Origin of the sequence: Methylobacterium sp. DB0501, assembly GCF_011043735.1 — a bacterium.
GTDB lineage: Bacteria > Pseudomonadota > Alphaproteobacteria > Rhizobiales > Beijerinckiaceae > Methylobacterium > Methylobacterium alsaeris.
Genome location: NZ_JAAKGV010000001.1, coordinates 535,425 through 555,153, shown reverse-complemented (window position 1 = coordinate 555,153; position 19,729 = coordinate 535,425). Strand labels below are relative to the sequence as shown.

The 19,729-nt window shown below is 68.4% G+C and carries 15 protein-coding genes, 1 pseudogene and 1 other annotated feature; of the genes and pseudogenes, 13 read left to right on the top strand and 3 right to left on the bottom strand.

Features of this window, described 5'->3' with window-relative positions; all coding sequences use genetic code 11:
* The first annotated feature begins 122 nt into the window (after nt 1–122).
* From G4G93_RS02590 to xylB, 6 genes are all read left to right on the top strand, one after another.
* On the top strand, nt 123–1,433 hold the full coding sequence (locus G4G93_RS02590) for an ABC transporter substrate-binding protein (RefSeq protein WP_395410327.1): 1,311 nt from the start codon (nt 123–125) through the stop codon (nt 1,431–1,433).
* A gap of 72 nt (nt 1,434–1,505) precedes the next feature.
* Complete coding sequence (locus G4G93_RS02585) at nt 1,506–2,396, top strand: carbohydrate ABC transporter permease (protein ID WP_165080855.1); 891 nt, start codon at nt 1,506–1,508, stop codon at nt 2,394–2,396.
* A 1-nt stretch (nt 2,397) separates the two neighbouring features.
* Nucleotides 2,398–3,216 (top strand): carbohydrate ABC transporter permease, encoded by an 819-nt coding sequence (locus G4G93_RS02580; RefSeq protein ID WP_206289434.1) that lies wholly within the window; start codon nt 2,398–2,400, stop codon nt 3,214–3,216.
* A gap of 11 nt (nt 3,217–3,227) precedes the next feature.
* Nucleotides 3,228–4,331: an ABC transporter ATP-binding protein gene (locus G4G93_RS02575; protein WP_165080851.1), complete on the top strand. Its 1,104-nt coding sequence runs from the start codon at nt 3,228–3,230 to the stop codon at nt 4,329–4,331.
* An 11-nt stretch (nt 4,332–4,342) separates the two neighbouring features.
* Nucleotides 4,343–5,299 (top strand): carbohydrate kinase family protein, encoded by a 957-nt coding sequence (locus tag G4G93_RS02570; protein ID WP_165080849.1) that lies wholly within the window; start codon nt 4,343–4,345, stop codon nt 5,297–5,299.
* 14 nt (nt 5,300–5,313) lie between these two features.
* A complete protein-coding gene (gene xylB / locus G4G93_RS02565) occupies nt 5,314–6,768 on the top strand; it encodes a xylulokinase (protein ID WP_165080847.1) in 1,455 nt (484 codons plus the stop codon).
* 66 nt (nt 6,769–6,834) lie between these two features.
* On the opposite strand, the gene G4G93_RS02560 is transcribed toward xylB, so the two are convergent.
* The gene (locus tag G4G93_RS02560) at nt 6,835–8,160 is read right to left on the bottom strand and encodes an MFS transporter (RefSeq protein WP_165080845.1); all 1,326 of its coding nucleotides are present in this window, start codon (nt 8,158–8,160) and stop codon (nt 6,835–6,837) included.
* 1,372 nt (nt 8,161–9,532) lie between these two features.
* Between G4G93_RS02560 and G4G93_RS02555 the strand changes: the two genes are divergently transcribed.
* Nucleotides 9,533–10,306, top strand: a complete 774-nt coding sequence (locus G4G93_RS02555; RefSeq protein WP_206289433.1) for a pirin family protein — start codon at nt 9,533–9,535, stop codon at nt 10,304–10,306.
* A 219-nt stretch (nt 10,307–10,525) separates the two neighbouring features.
* Here G4G93_RS02555 and G4G93_RS02550 read toward each other — a convergent pair whose 3' ends face one another.
* Complete coding sequence (locus tag G4G93_RS02550) at nt 10,526–11,023, bottom strand: hypothetical protein (RefSeq protein ID WP_165080841.1); 498 nt, start codon at nt 11,021–11,023, stop codon at nt 10,526–10,528.
* A 578-nt stretch (nt 11,024–11,601) separates the two neighbouring features.
* Here G4G93_RS02550 and G4G93_RS02545 point away from each other — a divergent pair.
* From G4G93_RS02545 to G4G93_RS02535, 3 genes are read left to right on the top strand one after another with little or no spacing between them, the layout of a single operon-like run.
* Nucleotides 11,602–12,498, top strand: coding sequence for an SMP-30/gluconolactonase/LRE family protein (locus G4G93_RS02545; protein ID WP_165080839.1), 897 nt, complete (start codon nt 11,602–11,604; stop codon nt 12,496–12,498).
* 57 nt (nt 12,499–12,555) lie between these two features.
* On the top strand, nt 12,556–14,385 hold the full coding sequence (locus tag G4G93_RS02540; RefSeq protein WP_165080837.1) for a glycoside hydrolase family 15 protein: 1,830 nt from the start codon (nt 12,556–12,558) through the stop codon (nt 14,383–14,385).
* A 17-nt stretch (nt 14,386–14,402) separates the two neighbouring features.
* Complete coding sequence (locus G4G93_RS02535; RefSeq protein WP_165080835.1) at nt 14,403–15,365, top strand: TIGR03885 family FMN-dependent LLM class oxidoreductase; 963 nt, start codon at nt 14,403–14,405, stop codon at nt 15,363–15,365.
* Between the two features lie 174 nt (nt 15,366–15,539).
* Here G4G93_RS02535 and G4G93_RS02530 read toward each other — a convergent pair.
* A protein-coding gene (locus tag G4G93_RS02530; RefSeq protein ID WP_165080833.1) for an IS3 family transposase occupies nt 15,540–16,768 on the bottom strand; the annotation gives its coding sequence in 2 pieces (ribosomal slippage) (nt 15,540–16,474 and nt 16,474–16,768; 1,230 coding nt in all).
* Nucleotides 16,371–16,487, bottom strand: a sequence feature (AL1L pseudoknot). (Overlaps the previous gene by 117 nt.)
* 195 nt (nt 16,769–16,963) lie before the next feature.
* Between G4G93_RS02530 and G4G93_RS02525 the strand changes: the two genes are divergently transcribed.
* The 3 genes and pseudogenes from G4G93_RS02525 (at nt 16,964) to G4G93_RS02515 (ending at nt 19,710) form a co-directional block, all read left to right on the top strand.
* On the top strand, nt 16,964–17,578 hold the full coding sequence (locus G4G93_RS02525) for a transposase (RefSeq protein WP_165080831.1): 615 nt from the start codon (nt 16,964–16,966) through the stop codon (nt 17,576–17,578).
* Between the two features lie 46 nt (nt 17,579–17,624).
* Nucleotides 17,625–19,283, top strand: a pseudogene (locus tag G4G93_RS02520) (ISL3 family transposase).
* A 10-nt stretch (nt 19,284–19,293) separates the two neighbouring features.
* Nucleotides 19,294–19,710: a transposase gene (locus tag G4G93_RS02515; RefSeq protein ID WP_165080829.1), complete on the top strand. Its 417-nt coding sequence runs from the start codon at nt 19,294–19,296 to the stop codon at nt 19,708–19,710.
* The last annotated feature ends 19 nt before the right edge of the window (nt 19,711–19,729 follow it).

The following is a 19,729-nucleotide window of genomic DNA, read 5'->3' as shown; positions in this document are numbered from 1 at the left end:
GCGCCCTGGACGCCGCGACACGGCCGCCCGCGCTCCGTGCTTGACGCCACCCCGCCGGACCCTCACCAATTGCGCACAAGGCCGTCCCCTGCGGGAGGAACGGCACGACGGGAGGACATGACGTGACACGGACGCGAACCCTGCTGCTCGCCGCTTCCCTCCTTGCCGGCAGCCCGGCGCTCGCCGAGTCGACGCTCACCATCGCCACCGTCAACAACGGCGACATGGTGGTGATGCAGAAGCTGTCCTCGGCCTTCGAGAAGGCGCATCCGGACATCAAGCTGCGCTGGGTGGTGCTGGAGGAGAACGTGCTGCGCCAGCGCGTCACCACCGACATCGCCACCCGGGCCGGCCAGTTCGACGTGCTGACCATCGGCAATTACGAGGTGCCGATCTGGGCGCGTCAGAACTGGCTCGAGCCGATGGACGGCCTGCCGGCCGACTATGACGCGGGCGACATCCTCAAGACCGTCCGCGAAGGCGTGAGCCGGGACGGCAAGCTCTACGCGCTGCCGTTCTACGGCGAGAGCGCGATGACCTATTATCGCAAGGACCTGTTCGACAAGGCCGGCCTGACCATGCCGGCAGCGCCGACCTACGACGAGATCAAGAGCTTCGCCGCCAAGCTCACCGACAAGGCCAGCCAGACCTACGGCCTCTGCCTGCGCGGCAAGCCGGGCTGGGGCGAGAACATGGCCTACGTGACCACGCTGGTCGACACCTTCGGCGGCCAGTGGTTCGGCGAGGGCTGGAAGACCACGATCGACACGCCGGAATGGAAGAACGCGCTCACCTACTACACCGATGTCCTGAAGAATTACGGCCCTCCCGGCGCGACCTCGAACGGCTTCAACGAGAACCTGGCTCTGTTCGCCAGCGGCCGCTGCGCGATCTGGATCGATTCCACCGTCGCGGCCGGCCTGCTCTACGACCCGAAGCAGTCGCAGGTCGCCGACAAGGTCGCCTTCGCGCCGATGCCGACCGGCAGCTTCAAGGGCGGCCCGACCTGGCTGTGGAGCTGGAACCTCGGCATCCCGGCCTCGTCCAAGCAGAAGGACGCCGCCAAGACCTTCGTCGCCTGGGCGACCAGCAAGGCGTATGTCGAGATGGTGGCCAAGGAAAACGGCTGGGTCGCGGTGCCGCCGGGCACCCGCGAATCGACCTACAAGAGCCCCGACTACCAGAAGGCCGCGCCCTTCGCGGGCTTCGTCCTAAAGGCGATCGACAGCGCCAACCCGAACGGCCAGACCAGGAACCCGCGCCCCTATACCGGCGCGCAATTCGTGGCGATCCCCGAATTCCAGGGCATCGGCACCCAGGTCGGCCAGACCGTGGCGGCGACGCTCACCGGCCAGCAGACGATCGACGCGGCGCTCAAGGCCGCGCAATCGGCGACCGAGCGGACGATGCGGCAGGCCGGCTACCCGAAATAGGACCCGCTTCGCGAGACCGGGGCCGCCGACCAAAGGCGGCCCCGACCCGACCGGCGCCGCGCGGAGACGGCCATGTCCACGCCCACCACGGCCCCCGCCAAGGGGCGCCGCTTCAACGGCCTGCCGTTCATCGGCCCCTCGGTCACCGTGCTGCTGATCTGGATGATCGTGCCGCTGGTGATGACCGTGTGGTTCTCGCTTCAGCGCTACAACCTGCTCGACCCGACGGTGACGGGCTTCGCGGGCCTCGACAATTACGAGTTCCTGGTCACCGATCCGGATTTCTGGGCCTCGCTCACCAACACCCTCGTCCTCGTCGGCGCGGTGCTGATCATCACCGTGGTCGGCGGCACGCTGCTGGCGGTGCTGTTCGACCAGCCGTTCCCGGGCCGCAACATCGCGCGCCTCTTCGCGATCGCGCCGTTCTTCGTCATGCCGACGGTGGCAGCGCTGATCTGGAAGAACCTGATGATGCACCCGATCTACGGCGTCTTCGGCGCCGTGGCCCGGGCGCTGGGCCTCCCCGCCATCGACTGGTTCGCCGAGTATCCCCTGCTCTCGGTCATCCTGATCGTGTCGTGGGAGTGGCTGCCCTTCGCGCTCCTGATCCTGCTCACCGCGGTCCAATCCCTCGACCGCGAGCAGCTGGAGGCCGCCCGGATGGACGGGGCCGGCGCGGTGGCGCAGTTCGTCTACATCGTGCTGCCGCACCTCTCCCGGGCGATCAGCGTGGTGGTGATGATCGAGACGATCTTCCTGCTCACCGTCTTCGCCGAGATCTACGTGACGACGGCGGGCGGGCCCGGCAACGCCACCACCAACCTCGCCTTCCTGATCTACGCCCGCGCCCTCCTGCAATACGATGTCGGCGGCGCTTCGGCCGGCGGCGTGGTGGCGATCGTGCTCGCCAACATCGTGGCGTTCTTCCTCGTGCGCACCATCGCGCGCCGGCTGGAGGTGTAGGATGGTGAAGCAGAGCTTGCCGAAGCGCATCGGCATCGCGGTTCTCGGCTGGGGCGCGGCCTTCGTGCTGTTCTTCCCGCTCTTGTGGATGCTGCTCACCAGCCTCAAGAGCGAGCCGGAGGCGGTGAACCCGTCCCTCACCTTCACGCCGACGCTCCAGAGCTACGGCGAGGTGCTGGCCCGGGCCGATTACCTGTCCTTCGCGCTCAACTCGGTGATCATCTCGGTCGGCGGCACGGTATTGGCGCTCGCTCTCGCGATTCCGGCCGCCTACGTCATGGCCTTCCACCCGACGAAGCGCACCCGCTCGACGCTGCTCTGGATGCTCTCGACCAAGATGCTGCCTTCCGTGGGCGTGCTGGTGCCGATCTACCTCCTGTTCCGCACCCTCGGCCTCCTCGATACCCGGTTCGGCCTCATCGTCGTCTACACGCTGATGAACCTGCCGATCGTGGTCTGGATGCTGTTCACCTTCTTCAAGGAGGTGCCGCACGACATCCTGGAGGCCGGACGGATGGACGGGGCGCGCACCGGCGCCGAGGTCTGGCACCTGCTCCTGCCGCTGACCCTCCCGGGGGTCGCCTCGACGGGCCTGCTCTCGCTGATCCTGTGCTGGAACGAGGCGTTCTGGAGCCTCAACCTGACCTCGTCGGCGGCGGCCCCCCTCACCGCCTTCATCGCCTCGTTCTCGAGCCCACAGGGGCTGTTCTTCGCCAAGCTGTCCGCCGCCTCGACGGTGGCGGTGGCGCCGATCCTGGTCTTCGGCTGGCTGTCGCAGCGCCAGCTGGTGCGCGGCCTCACCTTCGGCGCCGTCAAGTAGGAGCCTTCGCCATGGCAACCCTTCGCCTGCGCGGATTGCGCAAGAGCTACGGCACCACCGAGATCATCAAGGGCGTCGATCTCGACATCGCCGACCGCGAATTCGCGGTCTTCGTCGGCCCGTCGGGCTGCGGGAAGTCGACGCTGCTGCGGATGATCGCCGGCCTGGAAGAGATCACCGACGGCGACCTGTTCATCGACGGGACGCGCATCAACGATGTCGGCCCCGCCGATCGCGGGCTCGCCATGGTGTTCCAGTCCTACGCGCTCTATCCGCATATGAGCGTGCGCGACAACATGGCCTTCGCCCTCAAGCTCGCCGGCGCCTCGAAGGCCGAGCGCGCCGCCAAGGTGGCGGAGGCCTCGCGCATCCTCCAGCTCGACGCCTATCTCGACCGCAAGCCGAAGGACCTGTCCGGCGGCCAGCGCCAGCGCGTCGCGATCGGCCGGGCGATCGTGCGCCACCCCAAGATCTTCCTGTTCGACGAGCCGCTCTCGAACCTCGATGCGGCTTTGCGCGGCCAGATGCGGATCGAGCTGGCGCGGCTCCACCGCGACCTCAAGGCCACGATGATCTACGTCACCCACGACCAGGTCGAGGCGATGACGATGGCCGACAAGATCGTTGTGCTGCAGGCCGGGCGCATCGAGCAGGTCGGCTCGCCCCTCGAACTCTACCATCACCCGGCGAACCTGTTCGTGGCCGGCTTCATCGGCAGCCCGCGCATGAACCTGCTGCCGGTGCGCGCGACGGGGGCCGATCCGGCCGGCGTGCGGGTGGCGCTGCCGGGCGGCGGCGAGGTGGTGGTGCCGGTGGACGGCACCCGCGCCGCGCCGGGCACCGGCGTGACGCTCGGCATCCGCCCGGAGGCGCTCAAGCCCGGATCCGACGGGGCGCTCGCCGGCGAGGTCAGCCACGTCGAGCGCCTCGGCGGCCTGACGCTGGCGCACGTGGCGGTCGCGGACGGCGCCACCGTGGTGGCGCAGATCGAGGGCAGCGCCCCGGTGCGCACCGGCGAGGCGATCCGCCTGACGATCGATCCGTCGGCGACGCACCTGTTCGACGGCGACGGCCGTGCCCTGCCGCACCGGTCGCGCCACCCGCTGGCGGCGTGAGGAGTCCCCCCATGATCCTGGTCTGCGGCGAAGCCCTGATCGACCTGTTCGTCGAGACCGGGAGGCCGAATCCTGAGCGCGGCGGCCTGCCGGCGCTGGCGGTGGCGGGCGGCTCGCCGTTCAACCTGGCGATCGGCATCCGCCGGCTCGGGGCGGACAGCACCTTCCTGGCCGGCCTCTCCGCCGACGCGTTCGGGCGGATGCTGGCCGACCGACTGGCGGCGGAGGGCGTCGATCTCGCCTTCGCGAAGCAGAGCCCGCGGCCGACCCCGCTCGCCATCGTGTCGACCGGGGCCGACGGCCACCCCGCCTACAGCTTCCACGCCGAATCCTGCGCGCATGCCGACCTCGGGGTCGCCGACCTGCCCGCCGCCCTGCCCGACGCGGTGCGGGCGATCGCCATGGGGTCGTTCTCGCTGGTGGCCGAGCCCGTCGGCACGGCCTACGCGGCTTTGGCCGCCCGGGAGGCGCGGCGGCGGGTGATCAGCCTCGACCCGAACCTGCGCCTCGGCCTGATCCCCGATCTCGCCCGCTGGCACGCCCGGTTCGACGACCTCGCGGCCCATGCCGACATCGTGAAGCTCTCCGACGAGGACCTGCGCGCCGCCTACGGCCCTGGCGCCGACGAGGCGGCGATCGTGAGGCGGTGGCTCGCCGCCGGCATCGCCCTCGTGGTCGTCACGGCAGGTCCGGACGGGGCACGGGCCTACCATGGCGATGAAACCATCACCGTCCCGGGCCGCAAGGTCGCGGTGATCGACACGGTGGGGGCCGGCGACACCTTCCACGCCGCCCTGCTCGCCCGCCTCGACCGCGACGGCCGGCTCTCCCGCGACGCGCTGCTCGGCCTCGACGCCGACGCCCTGCGGGACATCCTGTCCGAGGCGGTGGCGGCGGCGAGCGTCACCTGCACCCGCCTCGGCGCCGACCTGCCGACTCGCGACGACCTCCTGCCGGCGCTCTCCTGAGGCTTGGTCTCCCGATGTTCCTCGGTCTCGATCTCGGCACCTCCGGCCTCAAGGCCGTCCTGGTCGATGCGGCGCAACGCGTCGTCGGCAGCGCCACGGCGCCGCTCACCGTGAGCCGGCCGCATCCGGGCTGGAGCGAGCAGGACCCGGCCCAGTGGTGGGCCGCCCTGGAGCGGGCCCTCGACGCCCTCAAGGACCGCCACCCCGCCGAACTCGCGGCGGTCAGGGGCATCGGCCTGTCGGGCCAGCAGCACGGCGCGGTCCTGCTCGACGCGGCCGACCGGGTGCTGCGCCCCTGCATCCTGTGGAACGACACCCGGGCGACGGACGAATGCGCCGCCCTCGAAGCGGCGTTCCCGGACCTGCGCCGGGTCGCCGGCAACATCGCCATGCCGGGCTTCACGGCCCCGAAGCTGCTCTGGGTCCGGACGCACGAGCCGGAGATCTTCTCGAAGACCGCCCGGGTCCTGCTGCCGAAGGCGTGGTTGCGCCTCGCCCTCACGGGCGAGGCGATCGAGGAGATGTCGGACGCCTCAGGCACCCTCTGGCTCGACGTCGCCGCCCGGGCCTGGTCGGGCGAGGCGCTCGCCGCCACCGGTCTCGACCCCGCCGCGATGCCGCGCCTCGTCGAGGGCTCGGCCCCGGCCGGGACCCTGCGCCCCGACCTCGCGAGACGCTGGGGCATGGCGACCCCGCCGATCCTCGCCGGCGGGGCCGGCGACAACGCCGCAGGCGCCGTCGGGCTCGGGGCGATCCGGCCGGGCGACGCCTTCGTGTCGCTCGGCACCTCGGGCGTGCTGTTCGCCACCACCGACGGCGCGCGGCCCTATCCGGAGGGCGCCGTCCACGCCTTCTGCCACGCCCTGCCGGGCCTGTGGCACCAGATGGGCGTGACCCTCTCGGCCGCCGCGTCCCTCGCCTGGTGGGCCGGGATCACGGGCGCCGACGAGGCGACCCTGGTGGGGGAGGTCGGCCGGATCGAGCGCCCGAGCGAGGCCCTGTTCCTGCCCTACCTCGCCGGCGAGCGCACGCCGCACAACGACGGCGCGGTGCGCGGCGCCTTCGCGGGCCTGTCCTCCGGCACCGAGCGTCCGGCCCTGACGCAGGCGGTGATGGAGGGGGTGGCGTTCTCGCTGCGCGACTGTCTCGACGCGGTGCGGGCCTCCGGCAGCCGGATCGAGGCGGCGGACGTGATCGGCGGCGGCGCGCGGTCCGAGGCCTGGATCCGCATCCTGGCGAGCGTGCTCGACGTGCCCCTGCGCCCGCTCGCCGAGGGCGAGCACGGCGGCGCCTTCGGGGCGGCCCGCCTCGCCCGGCTCGCCGCCACCGGCGAGGCGCCCGCGACGGTCTGCGCCAAGCCGCCCCGCGGCGAGACCGTGCAGCCGGATCCCGGCCTCACGCAAGCCTATGCCGAGCGGCTCGGGCGCTATCGCGGCCTGTACCCGGCCCTGCGGTCGCTCGGGGGCTGACGCCCCCGAACCCCTTTGCATCGTCCCGCGCCGCCGGGCGAGCCCGTCCGGCAGCGCGCGGTATCGTCACTCCGCCGCGGCCGCCCTGGTGGCCGCAGTCTCCAGCTCGCTGCTGACCTTCAGGGTCATCGCCACGATGCCGCCCGCCAGCGTGCAGGCGCCCAGCACCAGCAGGCCGGCGGTGAAATTGCCGGTCAGGTCCTTGAGGTAGCCCATGACGTAGGGCCCGGCGAATCCCGACAGGTTGCCGATCGAGTTGATCGCCGCGATGCCGGCGGCGGCCGAGGTGCCGGTCAGGAAGGCGCTGGGGATCGGCCACAGCAGCGGGGGGGTCGCCGAGACGCCGATCTGGCTCAGGCAGAGGAGCCCGAGGATCAGGACCGGGCTCGACACCAGCCCCGCGCCCGCGACGCCGACCGCCGCGACGATCATCGCGAAGCAGACGTGCTCGCGGCGCTTCAGCGTCCGGTCGGAGCTGCGGCCGAGCAGCACCATCCCGATCGCCCCGAACACGAAGGGCAGCGCCGAGAGCAGGCCGGTCTGGAAGTTGCTGACGCCGAAGCCCTTGACGATGGTCGGCAGGAAGAAGGCGACGCCGTAGCTCGCCGCGTTGAGGCAGAAATACACGAACGAGCAGGCCAGCACCCGCGGGTCGGAGAGCGCCTTGCCGATGCTCAGGTGCTCGACGGCGACCTTCTGCTGGCGCTCGGTCTCGAGGCGCGTCTCCAGCCACGACTTCTCGTCGTCGCGCAGCCACTTCGCCTGGCCCGGCCGGTCGGTGAGGTAGAAGATCACCACGAAGGCCATCGCGATCGACGGCAGCGCCTCGAGGATGAACAGCCACTGCCAGCCGTCGAGCCCGCCCCCGGTGATGTTCAGGAGGGCGCCCGAGACCGGCGCGCCGACGATCGACGAGAACGGGATCGCCAGCATGAACATGGCGACGACGCGGGCCCGGTAGACCGACGGGAACCAGAGCGTCAGGTAGAAGATGATGCCCGGGAAGAAGCCGGCCTCGGCGATGCCGAGCAGGAAGCGTAAGGTGAAGAACACCCACTCGTTCGAGATCCCGGTCGCCCGCGAGATCGGCTGGATGAAGGCGAACAGGGCCGAGATCAGGCCCCAGCTGAACATGATGCGGGCGATCCAGAGCCGCGCGCCGAACTTGTCGAGCGCGAGGTTCGACGGCACCTCGAGCAGGAAGTAGGCGATGAAGAACAGCCCGGCGCCGAACCCGTAGGCGGCCTCCGACAGCCCGAGGGCCGCATTCATCTGCAGCTTGGCGAAGCCGACATTGACCCGGTCGAGGTAGGCCACGAAGTAGCATACGACGAGGAACGGCATCAGCCGCCACATGACCTTGCGGATCGTCCTGGTTTCGATCTCGTCCACGATCGTTTCCTGCCCTTGGGTTATCTCATTGCGGAACCGCGGCTCCGGGAGCTGTCTAGAGCATTAACCCGTCGCGCCGCAATCGCGTGAGGCCCTGAAGCTGGGGTCCGCCCCGCGTTATCTCCCGTGAACCGGTCGACGCCCCGGCACGGACCGCCGGCGGTGGCGGGCGGGGAGGCGCGCCGGTCCCTCTCGCGGGAGGTCGAGCGCCGGGCCGGCCGCGTCGTGCCCAGGGAGGACCGAGCCCCCGGAGCCGTTCGTCGTCGGACGCCGTCTCTCTGGCCCTCCCAACGAGATCCTCGGCACACTGAGGCCTTGCGATCGGCATGCGGCTGGTCGAGGCCAGGCCCTTCCACGCCGGGTTCGGCATCATCGTCGAGCCCCGCGAAGATCTGGTTGCGTTCTGCACGCAAGCCGCCCCTCGGGGCAACCGCTTGCCCATCCGCCACTCGCTGGCGGCTGCGCTCTTCGTCGACGGCATCCAGGCGCGGAGCCTGCCCGTCATCGAACGAGGTAACAGTGCCCGAGGCTGTCGTCGAAGCCCTGATGCGACAGGCCGGCTTTCCGCGGAGCACGCTCGTGGCACGGACTCGGCAGGCCCGCAGACAACCGAAGTGAGGCCCATCCAGCGCACCAGCGGCACGCGGCGTCCGCCGCGCCGCACGCCGTCCACACTGCCGGCTCTTCTCAGCTTCGCCTCCGCTCCCCTTGCGCACCCGACACGATTCGACCGTGTGCCCTTCGCCTGCGGAGCCTTCGCCCGGATCCCTTTGAGCGGCCTGGCGATCCCTTTCCCTGTTGCGCTCCGCCCTGAGCCGGGCTACAGAGGCTTCGCGGTCAGCACCCGTAGCTCAGCTGGATAGAGCGCTGCCCTCCGAAGGTGGAGGACGAGTAGAGCCGGTGCTAGATCGACCTCCTGATCCATGAAGGACTTAGCGCTTCGTGAGCTCATCTTTAGCTCTTGGAAGCGTGTCCGCGGCACAAATGGGCCACATCCGGCCACGGAGAGCGATCCGGGCGCTCAGACCTTGGGCTCGCGGCCGGCTGAGCCATCGACGGAGCCCAGCCGAGCCGCTTTCGCGCTTAGGCGCATTCGGCAGCGCGGATTACGAAGTCCAAGGAAATCCGACCTTCATCGTGAGGGGTGCCTTATGTGCTCATGGCGCTCCTGGCCCAGCCCTTGGCGGGTGCGATCCTTGGCACCCGGTGAGCTTCGATGTCGTGAGTCGCTTAATCGGCGAATGGTCTGCGTGATGCCTATCCCGGAGCCATGCATTTTTCCGCGCTGGCGACAGCAGCCGACGCCGCCATGAGCGTTGTCGAACGCAGCATCCCGCGCGGATGCCTCACCCCTGGATCGCCACGGAGTCCCGTGATCGCGAAAGCCGAGCGCACGACCGAGAACGCCATCGCCAGCGTTGGGTTCGTCGCTAGAGCCTACTTCCCGGGCCATCTTGAGCACGGCCTCGCCGACCACGGCCTCGGCCCATTGGCGACAATCATGGAGTCGTTTTTAGCCCCGGGCACCCACATTAAGCTCCACGAGCACGTGCAGGACGAGATCATCTCCTGGGTTCCGGCCGGTATCATGCGCCACGATGATCCGCAGGGCGGACATCTGACCCTTGATGCCGATCACCTGATGATCATGAATGCCGGGCGCGGCTTCCAGCACGAGGAGCGCACGCGGAACGACGATCCTCCACTGCGGATGCTTCAGATTTTCGTACGCCCTCAGGTCGCCGATCTCGATCCACATATCCAGCACGGACGCTTGCCGAAGCTCGAAACGAACAGATGGCGCCACGTGTTCGGTCCAACCGGGAGCGAGGCTCGCTTCACCGTGCGCAATGCCGTCGAGTGTCACGACATTCGCATGAATTCGGGCGATACCACGATTCTCCCATCCCGGTCAGGCTGGCGCACCTACTTCTTCATTTTCTCTGGCTGTATTGAAGCCGAGGAGCAGACGTTCAGCGAGGCTGAAAGCGGCCTGTGCCCAGAGGGCGCGGAGGTGCGGATGCGCGCCATCTCAGAATCCCTCGTGGTGGCCTTCGTCGTGGACCCCAACGCCAGCGTCTATCGTGTCGGCACCGTCGGCGATGGCGAGACGGTCCGGCGGATGGCCGCCCACGTCCGCTCGTAGGGCGCTCTGTCAGCTGGCGCTGCGCCTGGATGGGCTAAGGATCGACGGCGTCCGACCGGAATCACTCGGCCGTTGCCGTCCCCGGACGATGCTCGCGGGCCATGCGCGAACGCCGCGATTTCCGACATCGGCCGGGGCGGGTGAGCGCCGCGCGTATCAAGATGTCCCGCGGCACCGATCTGTCACGCTGCGTCGGGCAGGTCGGCGTGCTCAGACCTGCTAGCGCGGGCCGCCGCCACGACGCCTTGCGATCTCCTGGCCTTCCTCGTTGAGAGCGCCGGAAGGCGCCCGCGTGTCGTCCGGGACCGGGTGCATGCCGTCGTTCGAAGCCCGCGACGCCGGGCGGCCCGCGGCAGGATCGCCCGCGGCCTGCTTTATCGCGAGCGCCCGACGGGCGTGCGAGGCCGTCGTGCTGCGCCGCCGCTCGCGCTCCTTGCTGACACGCTTCACCGCGGCCGCGAGCAGAGCCGCTTTCTCGCGGGTGCCGCTATTGTCCGAGGCCGGGCGGGTGCCGGACGGTGCAGCCTTGCCCCGCACCTCGCGGCGCTGGCGGCGTGATACGTCGCGAGCGCGATCGCGCCGTTCGCGCAAGAGCCTGATCAGCTCGGAGATTTCAGCATCACCTTCGGCCGAAAGATGTGGCCGACGAGAACGAGCGACCAGTTCCGCTTCGCTGGTGTCGAGAAGTCGTTGCTCACGGCGCTGCGATACGGACATGCCTTCTCCGGTCTGTTGTCTTGTCGCACCGTCAACCATGCCGGGCGCAAGAAGTTTCTCGCGTCTGGCGGCTTGGCGGGAACACTGTGTTCGTGCGCACGGCGGAAAAATTCTGGCGGGATGAAGTTACCCGCTCAAACGTGCCGGATATCTGGATCAGGCACTTCGAATGGGTCAGGCGGCACGCGCTGCCGCCCGCCTGCTGCATCTACGTCGTCGGTGGCCGGCCGACCCGCAAATCGCAACAGGCATCGCCCAATAGTCTATGCCGACGCTCCCCCTTGGCCTTCGACGACACCGATCCCCATCCTCGCTAGCAGCCTTGCGCGAGACCGAGGAAGCTGCGGCGCGTGACAAGGCGAAACCTGCTGCCCTGAGAACGATGCGGAGCGATCCCTCGCACGCCCGAGCATTCCAGCGGCGGGACCATCACCTATAGTCTGACACCGTAGGGAGGAATAATTCTATCGATCAAACGTAAGGGTCGCACAGCAAGCAGATCCACAAATCGTAGAATATTCGCTGGAACCAAACGCCAAAGCGCGCGTCGTTGCCTGCGAATCTAACAAAAGGCTCCCATGTTGGCCTCTGCCCCGTCGATCCATATTCTCGACCCGAGCCGATGCCATCTCGGTGAAGGTCCCAGCTACGATCCGGTGACCGATACCGCTTGGTGGGTCGACATCCTCGAAGCGCGTCTGTTCGAACGTTCCTTGCGCGAGGGAGATAGCCCAGCCCGGATCCACAAGCTGCCCTTCCTGGCGAGCGACGTGGCCGCGATCGATACCCACCGGCAGCTTCTCTCGGCAGAGGATGGGCTTTACGTCCGCACCATCATCGACGGCTCCTTGAGCCGGCTGTGTCCGCTTGAGGCGGAAATTGCTGGCAACCGTTCCAATGACGGCCGCGTCCACCCGTCCGGTGCCCTGTGGATCGGCACGATGAACCGCGAGGCCGAGACCGGGCGCGGCGCGATCTATCACGTCGCAGGCACCCGCGTGACACGCCTCTACGGAGGCCTGACCACGCCGAACGGCATCGCCTTCTCACCCGACGGGGCGACTGGATACTTCGTCGATACCGAAGAAGGCGTCCTGCGGCGCGTCAGGCTCGATCCGGCCACCGGCCTGCCCGTGGCGGAGCCCGAAACCCACTACGATCACAGCAACGGCGAGGGTGGAATCGACGGCGCCGCCGTGGATGTGGACGGGTTGATCTGGACCGCGCGCTTCGGCGCGGCCTGCCTCGACGCCTACAGCCCGGAGGGTGAACGGGTGCGCACGGTGGCAGTCCCCGTGCGTCAGCCGACCTGCCCCACCTTCGCCGGACGCGACCTCGACCGATTGCTGGTCACGAGCGGCTACGAGGGCATGGACGCGTCGGCGCGCGCCGCGGACCCGGATCACGGCCGCACGCTCCTCGTCGAGGTCGGCGCACGCGGCCTGCTGGAGCCAGCCTTCCGCCTCGACGTCTGATCTCAAGCCGAACCGACAACGCGAAAGGCGGCCGACCGCGCCGCCAGAGGATCACACATGCCTGCCGCGGAAGACCGCCCCTACCAGCCGATCGAATCCTACGCTCTCCTGAGCAACTGCGAAGGGGCCGCCCTCGTCGCCCGCGACGGAGCGATCGACTGGGCCTGCTTGGAGCGTTTCGACGCCAACCCGTCTTTCTCCCGCCTGCTCGACCGTAAGCGCGGCGGCCACTTCACCATCCAGCCCGAGGGGCGCTTCGAGACGACGCGGCAATACCTGAGCCGCAGCAACGTCCTCGAGACGACCTTCACGACCGAGAACGGCTTCGTCACCCTGCACGATTTCATGGTCGGGGCGGAGAGCGGCGCGGATCGGCCGCGCCTCGTGCGCCTCGTCACCGGTGTCTCCGGCCGCGTAGCGATGATTGCCACCTATCGCCCGCTCGCAGGCTTCGCCGACAGTTTCGCGCCGCTCTCCATCGCGGAAGGACGCATCTCCGCGCCGGGCTGTCCCAGCCTCGTCGCGAGCACGGATTTCGCGGCTGAGGAACGCCGCGCGGTGTCACGCTTCACCGTCGAAGCCCAGCAGGAGCAGAGCTTCGCGCTCTACTTGGCCGATGCCCCTCATGCTCCGCCAGATGCCCGCGCCCTGATGGAGGACACGCGCCAAGCCTGGGTGCTGTGGACCCGTGATGCCGCCTATGTCGGCCCCCTGGCGGACGAGTTGATGCGTTCGGCCCTCGTGCTCAAGGGCCTGACCTACGAGCCGAGCGGCGCGATCGTGGCCGCGGCCACGACCTCGCTGCCCGAGGAGATCGGCGGTATCCGCAACTGGGATTACCGCTTCTGCTGGATCCGCGACGCCTGCCTGTCCTTCTACGTCCTGAAGAAGTTCGGCATGTCCCGGGAGGCGGAGGCCTTCTTCGGCTTCGTGTCCGCGCTGTGCGAGCGCGAGGAGGGCCAGCTCAAGCCGCTCTACAGCATCTCCGGCGAGGGCGATCTCTCGGAGCAGAAGATCGAGCACTTCGAGGGTTGGCGCGGCAGCGCACCGGTGCAGCACGGCAACGAGGCCGCCGAGCAGCATCAGGCCGATGCCTACGGGCAGGTGCTCGACCTGCTGTATCTCTACGTCCGGCTCGGCGGCACCCTGTCGGATGACATGCGCCGGCACGGCGCCCGTCTCGCCGACATCTCGGCGGCCCATTGGCACGAGCCGGATGCCGGTCTGTGGGAGCCGCGCAAGCCGGAAGAGCGCTACCTGCACGCCGCGATCATGAACTGGGTCGCCCTCGACCGGGCGATCCGCCTGTTCGGCGAGAAGCCGGATTGGTGCCGCGAGCGCGACCGGATCGTCGCCTTCGTCAACGGCGGGGCGGTTCACCGCGACGGCTACTACCCGCAATATCTCGGCACGGACGCCGTCGACGCGGCCGTGCTGATCGCGCCGATGGTCGGCTTTCCTGTCGACGAGACAGTCTTCGCGCGCACCGTCGATGCCGTGATCGAGCGGCTCGGGCACGGACACCTCGTCTACCGTTACAAGAACGACGATGGACTGCCGGGCCACGAAGGCACGTTCCTCCTCTGCGCCTTCTGGCTCGTCGACGCCCTGCTCTGGCTCGGCCGCGAGGAGGACGCTCGTATGCGCTTCGAAGCGTTGCGAGCGATGAAGAACGATGTGGGACTTTACAGCGAAGAGGCGGCGGAGGACGGCGCGTTCCTCGGGAACTTCCCGCAGGCCTTCAGCCATCTCGGCTTCATCCATAGCGCGCTGATGCTCGACCTCTTCGAGCATGGCGGCCGCGCCGCGGTGCAGGGCACCTACGCCGACCGCTCCTTGCGCGAGACCGACGTCCGGCGCGCGCCCCGCATCGCGGGCGGTCGATGATGAGATGGGAGACCAGCATGGCACGCATCGGCTACCACGCCTCGCACGAGCAGCACGCACCCTCCGCCCTCCTCCGCCACGTGCAGGCGGCGGAGGCGGCGGGCTTCGCCTGCGCGATGTCTTCAGAGCACTTCAAGCCGTGGAGCAACGCACAGGGTCATTCGGGCCATGCCTGGTCCTGGCTCGGTGCAGCGCTGGCTACGACGCACATTCCGTTCGGCATCATCACCGCACCGGGCTACCGACATCACCCGGCCGTTCTCGCGCAATCCGCTGCGACGCTCGCCGAAATGTTCCCCGAGCGCCTGTGGCTGGCGCTCGGCAGCGGTCAGCGGCTCAACGAAGACATCACCGGCCTGCCGTGGCCGAACAAGGCCGCGCGCAACGCGCGGCTCGCCGAGTGTGCAGGGATCATCCGCGCCTTGTTCGACGGCGAGACCGTCACCCACCATGGCAGTGTCACCGTGGTCGATGCCCGCCTCTACTCACGTCCCAGATGCGCACCGCTTCTCCTGGGCGGCGCCGTGACTGCCGCGAGCGCCCGCGCGGTCGGAGCCTGGGCGGACGGGCTGGTCACGGTCGGGATCGAGCCGGGCAAGCTGCGCCCCGTGATCGAGGTGTTCCGTGAAGGTGGCGGCGCGGGTAAGCCGATCTTCCTGCAGACGAAGGTGTGTTGGGACCCCGACCCAGCGCGGGCACTCGCGGAGGCCCACGCCCAGTGGGCCAGCAATGCCATCGAGGGCGACGTGAACTGGGAGCTGCGGTGCCCGGAGGATTTCGAGACCGCCGCCCGCTTCGTGCGCCCCGTAGACATGCATGCTAGCGTGCGCATCTCGCACGATCTCGGGCAGCACGCAGCCTGGTTGACGGAGTTGGCGACGTTGGGCTTTGCCGAGATCATCGTCCATCAGGTAGGTGCTAGCCAGGAGGCCTTCATTGGTGCGTTCGGGCAGAGCGTGCTGCCGCGAATCGATCCCTGAATAAGCTCAGGTCACAATGATCGAAATTGCTGACCTGACCGCACAAGGAAGCTCAGGTTAATCCGGGAGTGGCCATCTGGGCGCTCGGAGCCTGGCTCTCTGCTGTCCGGTCATCGACAGACCCCGATCGATCTGTGAACCGCTCCGGGTTTTTGGGAGGCTGTTTGTCTTGGGTCAGGCGGCCAGGGCTTGGTCACCGACGTGGGCATGATAGCGCGCTTCGGCCTCGGCGGGAGGGATGTTGCCGATCGGCGCGAGCAGGCGGCGATGATTGTACCAGTCGACCCACTCCAGGGTGGCATACTCGACGGCCTCGAAGGAACGCCAGGGTCCGCGTCGGTGGATGACCTCCGCCTTGAACAGGCCGTTGATCGTTTCGGCCAAGGCGTTGTCGTAGCTGTCGCCGACGCTGCCGACCGACGGCTCGATGCCCGCTCCGGCCAGGCGCTCGGTGTACCGTAGAGCTAAGTATTGCGAGCCGCGGTCCGAGTGGTGCACCAGGCCGCTGCCCTGGACGGGACGACGCTCGTGCAATGCCTGCTCCAGAGCATCCAGAACGACGCTTGCATGAGCGCTGCGTGAGGCTCGCCAACCGACGATGCGCCGAGCGAACACATCGATGACGAAGGCCACGTACACGAAGCCCGACCACGTCGCTACGTAGGTGAAGTCGCTCACCCACAAGGCATTCGGCCGGGGAGCCTTGAAGTGGCGGTTAACCCGATCAAGCGGACAGGCAGCGGCCAGGTCGGAGATCGTGGTGCGCACGGTCCTGCCTCGCACCACCCCCGCCAAGCCCAATCGGCGCATCAGCCGCGCCACCGTGCATCGCGCGGTCACGATCCCCTCCCGGGCCAGTTGCCGCCAGATCTTGCGCACGCCGTAGACGCAGAAGTTCGCCTCGAACACACGCTGGATCTCGATCATCAACGCGGCGTCGCTGCGAGTACGAACCGGTTGCTTGTCCGGATCGGCGCGCCGGGCGGCATGCGCGTAGTAAGTCGACGGGGCGATCGGCAGCACCCTGCAGATCGGCTCGACCCCGTAGACCTCTCGATGCTCGTCGATGAAGCTGATCATGGCCGAGACCGGCGGTCGAGCTCCGCCATCGCGAAATACGCGCTCGCCTTGCGCAGGATCTCGTTGGCCTGGCGTAGCTCGCGAACCTCTCGCTCCAGCGCCTTGATCCGCTCGCGCTCGTCCGTTGTCTGGCCAGGACGCACGCCCTGATCACGCTCGGACTGACGCACCCAGTTCCGCAGCGTCTCGCCCGAGCAGCCGATCTTGGCCGCAATCGACTGGATCGCTGACCACTGCGAGCCATGCTCGCCTTCATGGTCGCGCACCATCCGCACCGCGCGCTCGCGCACCTCAGGCGAAAAAGGGGCTGTTCGCTTCGTCATGGCTCCATCCTCTCAGAAGTTGGAGCCTCCTGTCTGTCGCGGTTGATCTACTCTGCTCCCGCGGACGGCATCCCGCGAGCCTCCAGGGTGTCTGAGCCCAGTTCCCGGATCGGGAGCCGTCCGCGCCATGAAGCATCAGCCTGGACAGTTGATTGGGACAGCTTCGGCCGATCCCGCAGGACAGGAGTAGGGATCATGATGCAAGACATCTTCGTCGGAGTTGATGTTGCCAAGGACTGGCTCGACGTTCACCATGCGCTCAGCGGCGCACGCCGGATCGCAAATACGACTGCTGCAGCACGAAGCTTCGCCGCTGCATGTGCAAAGCAGGGGGCATGGGTCATCTTCGAAGCTAGTGGTGGTTATGATCGCGTGCTGCGCGATGCTCTCGAAACTTGCAATGTCCGGTTCAGTCGCGTGAACCCGCGACAGGCTCGCGATTTTGCCCGGGCCATGGGAGTGATCGGGAAAACCGATCGCGTCGATGCGCGTATATTGGCAGAGTTAGGGATACGGCTGCGGCCCGCAACGACACAGCCCCTCGCCGCAGCCCGACGCGCCCTTCAGGCCCAGGCGACCCGCCGTCGCCAACTCGTCGAGATCCGTAAACAGGAGGCCACAAGGCTCCAGCAAACAGCTGACCGCCAAGCCCGCGCTGACATCGTGAGCTTGATTGCGGTTCTCGATCGTCGCATCGCGAAGGTCGAGGCGCAGATCGGTGACCTGATCAAAGCCGATCCAGAACTCTGCCCTTGGGATTGCCCCGGATCGGTGGTTCTTGCTCGTTTTGCGTGGATGGCGGTGGATTGACTCGGGCCGCTGCAGGGCAGGCCCGCCCTCCCCATCGTGGATGGGCATGGATATCTCCTTCGCCATCCCCGAGTGTCGTGTCGCGCGGTTTGTAGAGCAGCACGAGGATCACCTCATCATACCCGTGCGACTGGACGCAGCCAGCGGCCGCTGCCCCGAGTGCGGGCAGGCGAGCCGGTCCGTCCATAGCCGCTATCACCGCCAGCCCGCCGACCTGCCAGTGTCGGCATCGCAGACCAGGCTCCGCATCGAGGTGCGGCGGTTCTACTGCCTCAACCCAACCTGCCGACGCCGGACCTTCGCCGAGACGCCTATGACCTTCCTCGCACCGCGCGCCCGGCGCACGCGGCGGCTTGGCGAGGTGCAGGCCAGGGTCGGCCTCGCCTGCGGCGGTGCAGGCGGCGCGCGTCTCCTCACGCACCTCCACATGCCGGCAAGTCGCGCGACCGTGCTGCGGCTCGTCACCCGCATGCCGATGCCCGACGCGCCGGCTCCCATCCGGGTCGGGATCGACGACTGGGCAATCCGTAAGGGCAGCCGGTACGGCACGATCGTCGTCGATCTCGATCGTCACCGCGTCATCGACCTCCTCCCTGATCGTACGGCACCCACGGTGGCCGGCTGGCTCGAACAGCACTCCGGCGTCGAACTCGTCGCCCGGGATCGCTCGACCGAGTACGCCCGAGGCGCAAGCCTTGGCGCTCCCCAGGCGCAGCAGGTCGCCGATCGATGGCACCTGCTCACCAACATGCGGCAGGCCGTCGAACGCTGGCTCCACGGCGCCCATGCCCGGTTGCGCAGCCTGCCGCTCCTCCCTGGCTCGACCGTTCGTCCCGCCCGGCGCGACCGCGCCTTTGCCCGCTCTCTGTCGGAGTTGGAAGCGGGGGCACAGAGCCGGATGCGATGGCAGGTTGTCTACGACGAGGTCCGCCGCCGGCATGCCGGTGGGGAACCCCTGCTCGCGATCGCCCGTGCCCTGGGGCTGGCTCGTGCGACGGTGCGCAAGTATGCCAGCGCCGAGACGTTCCCGACGCGGTTGCCTCACGGTGCCGGGCCGAGCCTGCTTGATCCGCACGGCGCATACCTGGCGGGGCGGATCGACGAGGGCTGCGAGAACGCCATGGCGCTGTGGCGCGAGATCCGGGAGCAGGGCTACCCGGGGACGAGCCGGCAAGTGCATCGCTTCGTCGCCGAGCGCCGGACGAGGCCGGTCCGGTCAGGCCGCAAGCCCCGCAGTGCCAAGGCTTCCGCTTCGGAGCCGCTTGGATCGGAAGCCCCGTTGCCGCCAGCACGGCAGTTGGCGTGGCTGCTCGTGCAGCCGACCTCGGTCTTGGATGAGAGCGAAGCGGCTGTGGTGAGCCGCGTCGAGCAGGACGACACTGCGCGGGCCGTCACGGGTCTGGCCCGCCGCTTCACCGCACTCGTGCGCGCCGCCGGGAAGGGCAAGCCCGTGGCCGATGATTAGGACGCCGCTGCAGACATCGAGGCTTGGATCACGAAGGCCCGGACCTGTGAGGCTTCTGCGATCGCGACGTTCGCCTCGGGATTGGAGGCGGACATCGCTGCCGTCCGGGCTGCTCTCATGGAGCCATGGAGTAGCGGCCAGGCTGAAGGCCAGGTCAACCGGCTCAAGCTCATCAAGCGCCAGTGCTACGGACGGGCAGGCCTCGATCTCCTGAAACGCCGCATGGTTCTGGCCGCCTGATCCACGCAAAGTGAGCAAGAACCACAGAAACGGGGCAATCCCACCTCTCAATCAGCGCCTTCAAACCGCTCCTGGTGTAGGTCCAATCGTTGCCGCGACATTGATCGCCGAGCTGCCTGAACTCGGGCAGCTTGATCGCCGCAGCATCGCTGCCCTGGCGGGCTTGGCACCGATCGCGCGTGACAGCGGCAAGCGTGTCGGCCCACGCAGCGTCGGCGGTGGTCGGCCAATCGTCCGAACGATCCTTTACCTCGCAGCTCTGCAAGCCTCCCGGCGGTGTGCCATATTCCGAGACTTCCGCCAGCGCCTCCAGTTGGCCGGAAAACCGACCAAGGCGGCACTGACGGCTACTGCCCGCAAACTGCTGGTTACACTGAACGCCATGCTCGCCAGCGGTACCGATTACACCCCAGCCGCCGCGATCTGATTACAGTTGCCGGGAAACC